The 14,927-nt window shown below is 42.4% G+C and carries 11 protein-coding genes; 2 read left to right on the top strand and 9 right to left on the bottom strand.

What is annotated here, in order from left to right:
- Window positions 1-452: 452 nt before the first annotated feature.
- The 5 genes from ACHUGF_RS09995 to ACHUGF_RS09975 are packed head-to-tail and all read right to left on the bottom strand — an operon-like array spanning window position 453 to window position 7,183.
- Complete coding sequence (locus ACHUGF_RS09995) at window positions 453-1,049, bottom strand: TorD/DmsD family molecular chaperone (protein WP_394130848.1); 597 nt, start codon at window positions 1,047-1,049, stop codon at window positions 453-455.
- A gap of 54 nt (window positions 1,050-1,103) precedes the next feature.
- Window positions 1,104-1,733 carry a DMSO/selenate family reductase complex B subunit gene (locus ACHUGF_RS09990; RefSeq protein WP_394130846.1) on the bottom strand — a complete coding sequence of 210 codons (630 nt, stop codon included), beginning with the start codon at window positions 1,731-1,733 and terminating at the stop codon, window positions 1,104-1,106.
- 10 nt (window positions 1,734-1,743) lie between these two features.
- Entirely contained in the window at window positions 1,744-4,227 is a 2,484-nt protein-coding gene (locus ACHUGF_RS09985) for a DMSO/selenate family reductase complex A subunit (RefSeq protein WP_394130845.1), read from the bottom strand.
- A gap of 32 nt (window positions 4,228-4,259) precedes the next feature.
- A complete protein-coding gene (locus tag ACHUGF_RS09980) occupies window positions 4,260-6,251 on the bottom strand; it encodes an MtrB/PioB family decaheme-associated outer membrane protein (RefSeq protein WP_394130843.1) in 1,992 nt (663 codons plus the stop codon).
- 14 nt (window positions 6,252-6,265) lie between these two features.
- A complete protein-coding gene (locus ACHUGF_RS09975; protein WP_394130909.1) occupies window positions 6,266-7,183 on the bottom strand; it encodes a DmsE family decaheme c-type cytochrome in 918 nt (305 codons plus the stop codon).
- A 231-nt stretch (window positions 7,184-7,414) separates the two neighbouring features.
- Between ACHUGF_RS09975 and ACHUGF_RS09970 the strand changes: the two genes are divergently transcribed.
- Window positions 7,415-8,392 (top strand): helix-turn-helix domain-containing protein, encoded by a 978-nt coding sequence (locus ACHUGF_RS09970; protein ID WP_394130841.1) that lies wholly within the window; start codon window positions 7,415-7,417, stop codon window positions 8,390-8,392.
- A 129-nt stretch (window positions 8,393-8,521) separates the two neighbouring features.
- On the opposite strand, the gene ACHUGF_RS09965 is transcribed toward ACHUGF_RS09970, so the two are convergent.
- The gene (locus ACHUGF_RS09965; protein WP_394130840.1) at window positions 8,522-8,971 is read right to left on the bottom strand and encodes a hypothetical protein; all 450 of its coding nucleotides are present in this window, start codon (window positions 8,969-8,971) and stop codon (window positions 8,522-8,524) included.
- 554 nt (window positions 8,972-9,525) lie between these two features.
- Here ACHUGF_RS09965 and ACHUGF_RS09960 point away from each other — a divergent pair.
- Entirely contained in the window at window positions 9,526-11,868 is a 2,343-nt protein-coding gene (locus ACHUGF_RS09960) for a Tex family protein (protein WP_394130838.1), read from the top strand.
- A 46-nt stretch (window positions 11,869-11,914) separates the two neighbouring features.
- Here the strand turns inward: ACHUGF_RS09960 and ACHUGF_RS09955 are convergent, their stop codons facing one another.
- From ACHUGF_RS09955 to wecB, 3 genes are all read right to left on the bottom strand, one after another.
- Entirely contained in the window at window positions 11,915-12,355 is a 441-nt protein-coding gene (locus ACHUGF_RS09955) for a YHS domain-containing (seleno)protein (protein ID WP_394130836.1), read from the bottom strand.
- A gap of 227 nt (window positions 12,356-12,582) precedes the next feature.
- Entirely contained in the window at window positions 12,583-13,695 is a 1,113-nt protein-coding gene (locus ACHUGF_RS09950; protein WP_394130835.1) for a glycosyltransferase family 4 protein, read from the bottom strand.
- Window positions 13,692-14,810, bottom strand: coding sequence for a non-hydrolyzing UDP-N-acetylglucosamine 2-epimerase (gene wecB / locus ACHUGF_RS09945; RefSeq protein WP_394130834.1), 1,119 nt, complete (start codon window positions 14,808-14,810; stop codon window positions 13,692-13,694). The genes ACHUGF_RS09950 and wecB overlap by 4 nt, the downstream gene beginning before the upstream one ends.
- Window positions 14,811-14,927 lie beyond the last annotated feature (117 nt).

Raw genomic sequence — 14,927 nt, 5'->3', positions numbered from 1 at the left:
ATAAATGAAATAGATTTATTCTGAAGTTGTTAAGGTGAGCATGTATATTAAATTTAAGGATGTCATTTACAAGAGCAAACCATGAAACAAATAGAGTTTTTTTTGCCTTTAGGTATGTTTCTACATTCAATTTATATAATGCTTTATGTATATCAAGAGAGAATTCTTTGCCTGTAAATCTTGAATGTTGACAGTATGTACGTTTATGATGTTGTTTTTTATGATTTTTTGTCTTAACTTTGAGCCGTAATAGTAGGCTTTGACGAATGATTAGGTGATGGATGAGATTAAGAATTCCAAGTTAATATTTCTTACTATAAGACCCATATTTTTTAAATGCGGGTCTTTCAGTAACAGGTAGATAAAGAGAGGGTATAAATAACATTGTTAAGCGTTAATTAAACTTTTCTTAATTTAGTGTTAATTCCCAAATTATACTTATGTTTGATTATTTATAGGGCAAGTTTGTTTTTCCAATGGTTTATAATATGGCTCGCTAATATTGAAAAAGAAATATAATAATTCGTTTTGGAATGGGAATGAATGTCATTAAGTACTTTTTCTCCCCAAGGTGAAAAGTGATCTTTTAGTAGGGTGGAAATTTGCTTTAGCTTCACCTCTTCTGTGTTTTCACTCGACATAATTGCAGATAATGCTGAAAACATTAGCCCAAAATGATCAGTAGGTTCATTGCTGTTGGGTGTAATTGAGATTTCATTATGTTGACAGAATGACTCCCAAAACTGAGTGCTATTTCCAAATAACAAACCTTCTTGATCCGTATAAACAGAGCCCCATGGATACACTAGTTTTTTCCCAGGGCCAATGAATAAGCAATGAAAGTCGTGATTAATGACCTCTAGTTGGTCTGTCTCAATACTTGTGATTATTGCTGAAATTTCATTGCTTGGATCGCCAGCTATGTTTGGCCATTGCTCGATGATCTCTTTAGTTAGCTTTAGCTTTTCAGTTGATGGTGGATGATAAAATACATCTGCTACCCAGTTAAGCATGGCCGCAGATTGTTCTAAATGCTCAGATGTTTGCATGGATTGATCTCACAAGATAAAAGAGGGGAGTTGCTCCCCTCTTACATAGCTTAATTAAACTTCGTCAGGATTTTGAATTCGCCCGTCAATACTGCCTGAGGGGCGTGTCATGTCACTTGTTCCAATAATTAAGTTTGGAGAGGTGATGTTCGATGCTGGTAATGGTGCAATACTGGCTTGCTCTCCGTATTGGGCTCTAAGGTCATCGATATGGCCGAAATCCAATGCTCGTTGAGTACAACCCACTACACATAATGGCTGTTGGCCATTTTCAACACGCTTATAGCAACCATCGCACTTGATCATAACTTTTCTTAAAGGATCAAGCTGTGGTGCGTCATAAGGGCAAGCGCTAGCACAGCTGCCACAGCCAATACACAAGTCAGCTGAGACATGTACAAAACCATCTTCACGGCGTTTATGCATAGCGCCAGTCGGGCAGGCTTTTACACAAACAGGCTCGCTACAGTGATTACACCCAATGGACATGTAATAGGTGAATACATCACAAGTGACGGTGCCATCAGCCGCTTCATTAAATTGTCCTCCACCGTATTCATACACGCGACGGGGTTTTACTCCAAGCTCTGCGTCAAATTTATCTTTACAGGCAATATGGCATGCTTTGCAGCCATTACACTTACGGGTATCGAAATAGAAGCCGTATTGAGTTAGTTCTGTCATTTTTTAGCTCCTATGCTTTGTAAATTTTGACACGGTTAGTGTGTTGCGGATTTGCTTTGGAAATAGGACTCGGACGATAAGCCGTTAGTGTGTTTACGCATCCACCAACGTCAATATCTCCTTCAGGTTCAAACCAAGCGCCTTGTGGGATAGAGGCAACGCCAGGCATAATTCTTTGGCTAAGTCTTGCCTGAATTTTGACTTTACGTCCTGGATATCCATCTCTTGCTGGTCCTTCAACAATGACCCAATCATTGTCTGTAAAGCCAACAGCATCTTGAGGATTTAGCCAAATGGCATCATGTACCGCTTCTCTTAGCCATTTCACGCTGTGGAATGAAGAATGGGTACGACCTTTGGTGTGGTGACCAATGAGCTGTAATGGGTAATCATCACGGGTATAAGGGTCTTCATATCCTTCCCAAGTGACGATATATGCAGGAATTGGCGTGATAAAATGGCCATGCTCGACATCCGCAGGGTCAAAAGCAAAGTCCGGTTTTTGCCAATTCTTGTTCATCAAATCAACTTTGTTTGAGAACAATTCAATTTTACCTGATGGTGTATTAACCTCAGCATCAGGTGTGTTGACGTAGTCATATAGAGCACAATCATTAACTGTTGATTCACTGAACTTTTTCACAATACCTTGCTGCTGAAATTCAGTGTAAGTCGTTGGGAATTGTTCATCCATTGGTGCAACTTTAGACTCATAATAGGCATCCAAAGTGGCCTGTAAATCTGCTCTTCCTTGCGAGTATTCAGCACTTACGCCCATTGCTTTGGCTATATCTGCACAAACATCATATGCGCAGCGGCTTTCAAATAATGGGTCTACAGCTTTTGTAAGCGGAGTAATAACAGACATTGCTCCAGCCGAGTAGGATTGATTAGCAATATCGTCTGTTTCTAACCATGTGGTGTCAGGAAGAAGGTAATCCGCAAATTTAGCTGAGGGTGTCATGTGGTTTTCGCTGACGACAATTAATTCACAAAGAGTGTCATCTTCTAAAATTTCTGCGGTACCAAAACAATCTGAATGTTGGTTGATGAGCGTGTTACTTGCTACGTTAATAATTGCTTTGATGTCTGCATCGAGCTTACCATCGACAGGATTTGCATCATCATGACCAGGTAGCTGCACGCCATCTTTAAAGGCAGTCATTTCCTTACCGTTTCGAATGGCATCTGGCCATGTAAATACAGATATTTTGGCTTTTTCTGCGCTGCTCGTGCCAGTTAAACTGGCTAACCCTGAGGTGTACAAAGCTTTTGCAGAGTTAGACATGTGACCTGTTGTGGTACCTCGCTTACCTAGTGCACCAACCAACATACACAGTGCGGCCACTGCCCATGAGTTATTTTCCCCGTTAGCTTGTCGTTGGATACCATAACCACCCATAAGATAAGGCGCTTTAGCTGCTGCAAGTTGATTGGCAATACTGCGAATGTTTGCAGCAGGGATGCCACAAATCTTTTCAGCCCATTCAGGGGTTTTAGGTTGTGAATCTAGCTCACCAGTACCTAAAATATAGGCTTCATAGCTTCGCTCATATGGTAGTGCTTCAAGATCTTTTTCTGGCATTGCAGGTTCGTCGCGGAAACCATACACCTTTTCTTTTAAGAAGGTTTCATCAATCAAGTTCATGGTAATTAAGTGATGTGCAATACCTGCACACAATGCGGCATCAGTACCTGGACGGCATGGGTGGAATTCCGTTCCTTTACCCGCAATAGTGTCACTGTAACGGCAGTCAATAATGACTGTTTTGATATTATTCTTTTCTTTGTAATAAGCGTATTCGTAACCTTCACCTGAACCAGATTGACGAATTTCTAATGGGTTATAACCGAAGAATAAGCAAAAATCACTGTGTTGTAATTCGCTGACTGTTGAGCGAGCGCCAGAACCATATACTAATGGAAAAATCCGCCCGACTTGAGCCGAACTGTAACTACCATAATAGCCAAGATAGCCACCCATGACGCTAAGCATGTGTCGCCAAGAGTTACCACCGTTTACATCGTAGTAAGCGCCAGTTCCATACATGGCATAAACTGATCGAGGGCCATAATTGTCGTAAATACCTTTTAGTTTTGCACCAATTTCAGCCGAAGCTTGTTCCCAACTAATACGTTCAAATTTACCTTCCCCGCGTTTACCAATACGTTTCATTGGGTACTGAATGCGATCAGGGTTATAAACGCGTTTACGGTTTGACCTACCACGAGCACAGGCACGAACTTGATGATTACCAAATGCATCATCACCTTCATCATCTCCTTCAATTCTGACAATTTTGCCATCCACTGAGAACACTTTTAGTGGGCAGTTTGAACCGCAGTTACAAAGACATGCAGACCAGGTCATTTTTTCATCCACAGGTGGCTGTGGTGGAATGACATTGGCATCATCAGAGCTGGTTTTACAGCCAGTAACGGTTGCGGCACAACCCAGTGCAGCACTCGCTTTCAAAAAACTTCTACGTTCCATAATTTTTCCTCTCGTAACTTAAGCTGGCGTTATTACAACTTGTAGGTGAACGACAACATGACTTGGTGCGCGTTGTAGTTATGGTTAATGTCTCCAAGGGTGATCATCCCCGGAATGTCGTTAGCCCCTACATTGGCATCATCGGTATCTAAATAGCGCTCGTAGCGGTATGACAATTTCACGGCCATCTGCTCATCAATGGCGTAGTCAGCGTATAAGCTGGCACTGTGACTGTATGAGTAATAATCATCGTATGGCGAGGTGCCATCTGTGGTGATATAGGTATCGCTGAATGAATTGCTGAACAGGTAATCAAGACCAAGTGTGAGCTTGTCTTGCATCAGTCCGCCGTAGCTTAATCCGCTGCCGATATTGATGAATTGATCTTCAATGTCTGCATACCAATCTGGGCTGGCGTAGCTTTGGCTGCCCGCTTGTTTGGAATCAATCCACTGTTGACCCGCAAACAGGTAACCATTGACGTGTTGGTTGAATGCTAGATTCAAATTGATGTCATAACCGTAGTCTTTTGACTCGGTGAGACCAACTTGGGTTTCATCATAGTCATCAAGGGCATAGCGCGCCGTAACATCAAGGCTCATCCAGTCTGTTGGCGTGTGATTGACACGCAGCTCAACAGCATTGCGGGTGCGATCTGCTAAGTAATATTTGCGCATTAAGCTGTTGTCTTCTGATGAGGTCTGCTCATTTGCTTGGTACTCACTGCCACCGTGGTTGGCATGCTCGGCCTTTAGGTTGACATTGAAGTTATCAAAGGCGCGCACGTTAAACTTCATCCAAAAGCTGTCGTCATGGGTTTGTTCACGGTCGCTGTAAGTGCGCTCTACTTCTTTACGGTCATAACCCGCTTGTAGGCGGTAACCACTGGCAATGCGATAACTGGCATTGACTTTGTACGTGTTACGCTCAAAGTCCTGAGGAACGTTTTGTCTAAAAGCGCCTGTGATGCTATTAAAGTTGTATTGCATGAATTCCGCAGTCGAGCTTTTGTTATCACGCTTGCTGTAGTCATAGCTGGCACCGACACGAAAACGGTTGTTGACCATGGAGGTCACGGCTAAACGACCATCTAAGGTGTCAACTTGACCATCCCAGTTTTGCAGTGGGTTGCCTGACATTTGGATGAGGTCGTCATCTTGTATCATGCGCCCAGTGACAATACGCCCGCTCATGTAAGTGCGGTTGAGTTGATACTGGCCAGACAGTGACACTTGGTGCGCTTGGTTATCCGGTGTAGCGGCATAAACATCATAAGCGTCAGGCAGGCTTAAATGGTCGATGTCGTTCTTGTAATAGCTGCCGTAGTAGCTCAGCTCAGTAATCCAGTTATCACCCGATAGATTTAAGCCTGCGTCCAGTTGTTGAGTGCGTGCATCCACAGGCAAGCCAAAGTTAATCGGGCTAGGGGAGACTAAGCTGCTAGATTGTGTGCCTGTCTTCTCTTCATGGCTGTATTTGACGAAGGCTTGGTAAATATCCTGTTCAAACTCAGCACCAATGGCGACTTTCTCACGGCGCAAGGCCAGATCAAACACGTTCGCCGTGTCTGATGGCGTTAGCATGCCGTTGTTATGCCACAGTGGACTTTCTACCTCACCTGCGCGATAGGTTTTAATGGCATCGTAATCAAGCGTGACATTGTATAAACCAGATTGACCAGCAGAAAAGTGGGCAAAGCCGTTATCCATACCTAATTGATGCGCACGAACTTGTGCCTGATAGCCTGCATCACCTTGGTAACGTAAGTCACCACTGACGGCGCCAACGAAGCCATCTTCAGCTGTGCCTAAGGCATTGCCTGCATGAATGTCGCTGACATCGTTGAAACCTGCATGAACCGAGATTTCACCGGTATAACCTGATGGCGCAGTGCAGCGTTGGCACTCATATTGATGGGTGTTAACCGTGTCAGTATTGGCATTGCCGACACCGAAGTTAGCTGCCATCGCGGGTGTTGCAGCGACGGCCATGGCTAATGTGATCATATTGAATCTAAATGACATCGTTTTGCTCTCCGTTAGCGTTGCAGCAAGCTGCCAGATGGATGATTAGAACCATGAATTTGGCTGTGGCAGTTCAAGCAACTCTTGCCGCCGCCAAGTGCATCCATACCTGGTTGCGGGGTAACGCGAGAAGCGTGACCATCTGGTGCGTGACATTGTTGGCAAAGCAGCGGTGCGCGGCTGTCTAATAAGTTGTCGTTGACGCTGCCGTGCGGGTTATGGCACGAGACACAGTTTTCAGTCACAGGGGCGTGTTCCCACAGGAATGGGCCACGTTTTTCGGCATGACAGCTATAGCAGGTGTCGTTAACCGTTGGTTTGGTCAGCGCACTTTCACTCATCGAGCCGTGAGGAGCATGACAGTCAATACAGGTCATTTGATCCCATTTCATCGGGTGTGATGAGCGCTTATTCATGTCGGCTTTTTCTTTGGTGTGACATGAAGTACAAGTGTCATTAATGCTTAACTTGTCCATAGCAGGATCTTGCGCCGCATGGATGGTGTGACAATCAGCACAGGCAATTTCTTCGAGGTTATGGGTGCTGGTATGCCAAGCCATTTGTTTAGGGTCGTTGTGACAGCCCTGACAGACGGTGTTTTGTGTTTGAGGTGCCAGTTTGCTGTCTTTACCAAAAGCAATCATCGGCTCTTTGCCACCACGATGGTGACTGCCTTGTGGGCCATGACAGGCTTCACATTGCAGGCCAGCCATGGGTGACTTGCTGTTGTTCATTTGGCCGTGCTTGCCATCAAACAGCGCCATCACAGTGTTGTTTTTACGATGACAGGCTAAACAGGAGTCAGCGCCTTTGGGTGAGTATTTACCTTGCTCGAACTTTTCTACCAGCTTGGCTTCAAGTTGGTCGCTATCGAGGTTATCCCACGTGGCTGTCTTTGCGTTGGAAGTGGTAGAAATACTTAGCGCCAGCATGGAGGAAACAATTAATAAAATATACCTTTGCATACATTCACCCTTATATTTAGTGATGAGTTAATTATTGTGGCGGTTTAAATAAATAATATTTTGGAGAACTATATTTGGCGACTGTTGTTTATTGTTCAAAAATGACAAAGGTGATCGTGGTCAACGTTTTATACGTCATATCGAATAGAATGCTTTGTTTATAATTCTTAGATATTGTTTTTTTTGTGTGGAGGGGATGTGATTGATTTTAAAATTAGACCAGCTGTTTCAACTAAAATAATTCTTGATTATTGTGATAGAATTAATTTTCATATGCCAGAGCAGTATGACGTTATTCGTAATTTAAAAGACTGTGAGCCCATTGCTTTTAAAACATGCAACTATGCACTAGAGACATTAGAAAAAAACATTGAAGATAAATATTTTTATTATGATATGTCTTCTTATATTTCAGAAAGGTGGTTAACCTTTTTTGAAGACAGGTTAATTAGTTATTTACCTCGTTATCATTCCCAGCACCATACCCAAGCGAGCATGCTATATGCCTTCTATTGTGCATACCCAGGCGTTCTAGCAAGCCTAGACTGGCAGCTAATTGACCAGCCTACGACACTTACTTTGCTAGCTAAGCGTAACAGTCGCTCGAGTAGCTCTAAATATGATGATTTAATTTTATTTGGGTTTATTTCTAAATTAGTTAACTCTGAATGTATAGATATTAAAAGTCCTATTTTGGTAAACCTTCCATTTGACAGAGGTTTTTATAAATATAATTTGGATATGTTTGGTAATGTGAATTTTGAAAATGGTTTTATGTCAGTATCTGTTAATAAAAGTTCGCTTGAGATTGGGAATAAAATTACTTTTGATACAGTTGTAAAAGAATTTGAGTGTTATGATAAGGTTTTGGCGGCCGTTAATATGATTGACGCTGATGATCTTAGTTTGACATCTTTGTCATTTAGGCTTGGTCTATCAGAAAGAACCTTGCAAAGGGAACTAAAAAAGGAAGGTTATTTAGTAAAAGATATTATTCGTCATGCGAAGTTTAAAAGGGCGCTGGCAATACTAATAAAGAATAAGCTCAATTTAAAAGTTACTGCATTAGAATGCGGTTATAAAGATCAAGCGCAACTATCACATTTATTTGCTAAAGAAACAGGGTTGTCGCCACAAGACTATATTGAACAACATCTAATAAATAGAGCAATGTGAACTAAATACCTTGGTATTGACAGTATGCTTTTTGTGGCAAGCCTAGCTTAAGCGTAGACAAAGGCTTGCCTGAAAACGCGGTAACAATATGGCGTAAATATTGATCAAGCCAATGAACTTCTTAATTATTCAGTTATTGCCCATGTTTTGATTAGCTTTACGTTGCTGTTTACGTTGTATTTCCAGTTGCTCCATAGCGTTAACGGCTTTTTGGGCTGAATTGATGAGTGCTTCAGGGTGATGAGGCTGTTGGATAATTTTTTTAGCAAAGTGCAGCGTAATTGATAGTACTAATTGTTCTGCTTGTGTCAGAGATTTATGTTCAGCCTCTTTGATAAACAACAAGATAAAACATTGAAACAGTGAGCTAAATGCCTGTTCAATATCGACTTGGTATTGTTTTTCTTGGGGCCTCGGAGGTAACTCAACCATGGCGGCAATGAGGTTGCACACCGTAATTGAGTTGGTCGCGCCGATAAATAAGTAGTTGAGCTCATCCTCTTGTTTAAAGAACGTTTGCAGTTGATGAGAATATTCTGCTTTTTCCCATTGTTGCGCGACAGAGCGGATGACACTCATAATATTCTCCTACCTTATTTAAATAGACGTATTGGCATAGGTATAACGTTCATTTTTTTGGTCAATTGGGTCTCAAGTCTTAATCAATGTTATCACTAACGACTTGTTCAAGATGTCGGTCAATCACGACGCGTAAAGCAAGAAAATATGATTCACAGGTTGCTTGAATTTAAGCTTGAAAGTGATGCCAATCAGTTTATAAAACTGCATCAACCCTACAGTCGACTCATCGTAAAGCATACCTTATTCTCTTAGGTATACAGAGCTTCTAAGTCTCACTTTTGCTTTACCAATAACAACGTGAATTCAGGTTTCACATCATTCCCACAATGATGGTCATTTTACAAAATTGTGCCAATTATGGGTAACCTCCGGTCAACAAGTTAGTAATGTGTTTCTTGATTAGCCAATCGCAGTTAATTACCTACCAGAACATAAGGTTTTGCAGTTGAATGTGGTATCTTGAGTGCAATTTTCAATGGATCGCATGATGTTGAGCTAGACTAAAGACGGCTCAATTGGCAGTCGGTCTGCTTTCAAAGGATTCACGTTCAATGGCTCAGGTTTCTGTTGCTCAAGTTATTGCTAATGAACTACAAGTTAAACAACATCAAGTTGATGCAGTTATTAGTTTACTCAATGATGGTTCTACGGTGCCATTTATTGCTCGTTATCGTAAAGAAGCCACGGGTGGCTTAGACGATACACAACTGCGACAACTCGAGACGCGTTTGTCTTATCTCAATGATATGAACGATAGACGTCAGGTCATACTGTCGAGCATTGAAGCTCAAGGTAAATTGACCAACGAGCTGACATTAGCAATTAATGCTGCTGATAGTAAAACGCGTCTAGAAGATTTATACCTGCCTTACAAACCTAAACGCCGTACAAAAGGGCAAGTCGCTATTGAGGCGGGTATCGAGCCTTTAGTTGATTTCGTGCTGGCCAATCGTGATTGTGATATTGACGCAAAAGCAAAAACATTCATCAATGCACCTTCAGGCTTTGCTGATGAACAGGCAGTTAAAGATGGCGCGAGATTTATATTGGTTGAGCGCTTTGCTGAAGATGCAGAACTGCTTGCTAAAATTCGTCAGCAAATCCAGCAGCAAGCGCAATTACAAAGCCGCCTCGTTAAGGGGAAAGAGAAGCAAGCTGCTAAGTTTAGAGATTACTTCGAGCATGACGAAGCCTTAACTAAGGTTCCTTCTCATCGAGCGCTTGCTATGTTGCGTGGTCGAAATGAAGGCGTGCTGAGTTTGTCGATTAATCCTGATCCAGGTTATCAGGGTGAGGGCAGTTATTGTGAAGTCATTATTACCGAGCATTTTAAGCTGAGCTTAACTGACTCCAGTGTCGATAAGTGGTTAAAACAAGTGGTGCACACTACTTGGCGGGTGAAGATTAGCCTGCACATGGAAAATGAATTTATTAAGGCGATGCGTGATAGAGCTGAAAAAGAAGCCATTAACGTATTTGCGCGTAACCTCAATGATTTACTCATGGCTGCACCAGCAGGTGCAAAAGCCACAATGGGTTTAGATCCGGGAATTCGAACCGGTGTCAAAGTGGCCATTGTCGATACCACTGGTAAGCTTGTTGCCCATACGACAATTTTCCCCCATGCGCCGCAAAACCAATGGGATAAATCATTAAGAACATTATCTAACCTCGCGAAAATGCATAAGGTTGATTTGATTGCTGTAGGAAATGGCACAGGTTCACGTGAAACTGACAAGCTTGCTGCAGAAATGATCGCGATGGTGAAAGATGTGGCACCGAACCTGACCAAAGTGATGGTTAGTGAGGCTGGCGCATCGGTTTATTCGGCTTCAGAGTTTGCGGCTAATGAGTTTCCTGATTTAGACGTGTCGATCCGTGGCGCTGTATCAATTGCGCGCCGTCTACAAGACCCATTAGCTGAATTGGTGAAGATAGAACCTAAGTCTATCGGTGTTGGACAGTACCAACATGATGTTAGTCAAAGCCAGTTGTCACAATCATTAGAAGCGGTAGTAGAAGATTGTGTGAATAGCGTTGGGGTTGATGTCAACATGGCATCTGCGCCATTGTTAGCACAAGTGGCAGGTTTGAATAAAACCTTGGCAAAAAACTTAGTCACGTATCGTGATGAGCACGGCCAATTTACTGAGCGTAAACAACTACTCAAAGTGGCTCGCTTAGGCCCCAAAGCTTACGAGCAGGCAGCAGGTTTCTTACGGATCATGAATGCCAAAAATCCACTGGATGGTTCTGCGGTTCATCCAGAAGCGTATCAAATAGTTGAAAACATTGCTCAGCAAAAACAAGTCGAATTAGGCCAATTAATGGGCGACAGTGAATTGCTAAAAAGCATTGAAGCTCAGCAATTTGTGACTGAGCAGTTCGGGGTGCCTACCATCACCGATATTCTTACTGAACTTGATAAACCAGGGCGTGACCCTCGCGGTGAGTTCAAAACAGCCGCATTTAAAGAGGGTGTAGAGACATTAGCTGACCTAAAATTGGATATGATTTTAGAAGGCGTTGTGACTAATGTGACTAACTTTGGTGCATTTGTTGATGTTGGCGTGCATCAAGATGGACTAGTACATATTTCTTCATTGACTGATAAATATGTCAGTGACCCTCACACTATCGTGAAAGCAGGCGATGTGGTGAAAGTGAAAGTGATGGACGTTGATATTGAGCGTAAACGCGTTGGTTTTAGTATGCGCCTTGATGATAAGGCCAGTGAGTTTAAACCTGCAAATAAGCCTCAATCTAAACCAAAAGGACAACATAAGCCGAAAAAGGCGGGACAGTCTAATAAGGGATATCAATCACCCAAAGCCCCTGCCAATGCGGCAATGGGCAATGCCTTTGCTGATGCTTTCGCTAAAATGAAAAAGTAATACCTTTCATTCAAATAAATAGGCCTGATTAATTCAGGCCTTTTTTCTATTCAGCGATTTTATCTTTCCAGTGGGCATCGGCCTCTTCAATAAACTGGATCTTATTTTCTAACCAGTTTTCACGCACGCTCAAACTGTAATTTAAATAAAGCTTATCTTGGTGAATAGTAAAAGCCTGTGGATCGGTGCTCACCACAAATCCACTGCTCATCGCATAGGTGCAATAGCCACCATATTGCGGTGCATATTGCTGTGGAGATAACTCAAATAGGTCGCGGTTATGCTCAGTGGCAAACAGCCAAACACTACCTTGATAAAGGCTTTGGTACTGTTGCTGGCCTTTAACTGGTTTAGATTCAGTAAAGTAAGCGACCACATCATAACCTCTTACGGCATAACCTGCATCTTCAAAAACAGGTTGTTTGGCCAAGCTTGTACAGCCGGTTAGTAATAGTAATGCGAGTGTTAAAAGTAGATGTTTAATCATCTGGCTACCTGATGTTATTTTCCAATAGAAAATAAGACCAGAGAGGCCGTAACTATCTTTCATTGAGACCAATCACAAGAAGTAAGTGTTCAAAACTACGCGTTCGATTTTTGAGTGGGACTAATTTAAAGAGCTTGAGTTTAAAGAGCTTGAGTTTAAAGAGCTTGAGTTTAAAGAGCTTGTGTTGAAAGCGCTTGATAAAACTGCGTGAGAATAAATCAGTATTGTTAGTTTAAACGCTGAAGGTAATCGCGCCATTGTTGTCCCCAATGGGCTTTATTACACACATGGCTAATACTATTTAGGCCATTTTCAGCTAACGCTTTAGCTTGTTCTGGTTGGCTGACAAGCGCTGTGATGCTGGCTTGCATTTGTTCTGCATCGGGCATGATAAGCCTGCCGTTATAGCCATCAATGATCAGATTTGAAAGCCCGCCCACGTTTGAAGCAATCACTGCACATCCTGCTGCCATCGCCTCAATCATCGAAAGTGATGTCCCTTCTGAACCAAGAGTAGGAATTATCGCAATATGCTGTTTTGCGTGTATGGCATAGCTTTCATTTGGAAGATATTGGCAAATATTGACATTGTTATAGGACAAAAACCGTTGTTTAAGGTCAGTTTCTAATGGGCCTTCACCTGCAAAGGTGACATTGATATTCAAGGATTGTTGACACAGCTGTTCAATGATTGGCGCGATAAACTTGATACCACGGTAATCGACAAATCGACGGGCAATGATGATATTGATTTCATCAAGTTGTTGCCACTTTTGCTCAAAATCATGCTGTGAAATACGTTGCTGGTAAAAGTTATATATCACTTTAATCTTATGTGATTCAGCATTAAGCCAAGTACGGTACCAATTAACAAAATTATGATCGACACAGACCAAGTTAGGTGCATGTTTTACATAACCTAAATATTTCAACTGCCGCGTGAATGAGTTGAAAAGCTGCAAAGTGCGATTTGGTTGTTTACGGGGCTTGTCCCAGGAGATGCCATGTTGAATTGCCACTGTTGTGAGATTATTCATCTTGGTGCAATAGCTGTCGGTGGCAAATATCACAATGTCTTCAGCACTGGCATGTTGCTGCACCCATTTAGCTAAAGCATGTTTTTTAGCGTTACCGCGATATTGACCCGTTATCACGCCATGCACAGTACAATTGCTAAGTTGTACGTTGAACTCAGCTTTAGCGGGTTGCACCACATGCATACCATAGTCAGGGCTTAATTCGTCAATCAAACTCGTGATGTAGTTTTCGATGCCGCCGACAACAGGCATGTTGCCATCGGCATCAAACATGGTGCGATAAATGATATAGACCTGCTTCATGACACTAATCCATAGTGTTGGGCAATGATATTGGTGATACGAGCACAGGCTTTACCGTCACCATAAGGGTTTTGGGCGTGGCCAAAAGCGTTAGGCTCAAGCAGTAACTGGTTAACTTGCTCGACTATGGTATCCACATCAGTACCCACTAATTTGACCGTGCCTGCTGCAACAGCGGATAACCGTTCAGTTTTATCACGTAGAACTAACACGGGTTTGTGTAGTGAAGGTGCTTCCTCTTGGATCCCACCTGAGTCGGTTAAAATAATATCGGCTCGACTCATTAGCCTTACAAAGGCTTGATAATCTAATGGTTCAATCAGATGAAAGTTTTCAAGGTGGCCAAGTTGTGCATGTACAGGTTCATGTACTTTCGGGTTTAAATGAACTGGGTAAATCAATTGCACATGTGGGTGTTGCAAGGCGATGTGTTTCAGAGCTTGGCAAATACGCTCAAAACCACTGCCGAAATTTTCACGACGGTGGCCAGTGATCAATATTACCTGTCGTTGTTCACAAGTCTCGAATAGACCAGTCAGTCTAGGGGGTGTGTTTTGTAAGAGGTTTTGTTCAACCGTTGTTAACAATGCATCAATGACCGTATTACCAGTGACAAATACTTTTTCTTCCGAGATGCCTTCAGCCAATAAATTATCGGCAGCGACTTGAGTTGGAGCAAAATGTAGCTGAGATAATGTGGCAGTCATTTTGCGGTTAGCTTCTTCAGGCCAAGGTGATTGAAGATCGCCAGTACGTAGGCCTGCTTCAACATGGCCGACATCGACTTGTTGGTAAAATGCCGCTAATGCTGCAGCAAAAGAGGTGGTGGTATCGCCATGTACCAAGACTAACTGAGGTTGATACTCTTTAATGACTTTAGATACTTCCGTGACAATAGCACTGGTGAGCCACTCTAATGTCTGGTGTTGCTGCATTAGATCCAAGTCAAAGTCGGGTACCACATCAAATAATGACAATACTTGATCTAGCATATGGCGGTGCTGAGCTGTGACACAAACAGCAACATCAAAGCGTGGGTCTGATTTTAATTGATTAACCAATGGGCACATTTTTATCGCTTCGGGGCGAGTGCCAAATACCAATAAAATTTTCAACGATGGCCTTTCAACTTAATGGTTAATGAACTGATTATACCTTAGGACATACTGATACTGGCAGCTATCTATAATAAACAATGATCATGCTCCAGTTTTAAGTTTGCAATTGTGTTG

Source organism: Shewanella maritima, from assembly GCF_043643735.1.
Taxonomy (GTDB): Bacteria; Pseudomonadota; Gammaproteobacteria; order Enterobacterales; family Shewanellaceae; genus Shewanella; species Shewanella maritima_A.
This window is presented reverse-complemented; position numbering and strand designations above follow the sequence as displayed.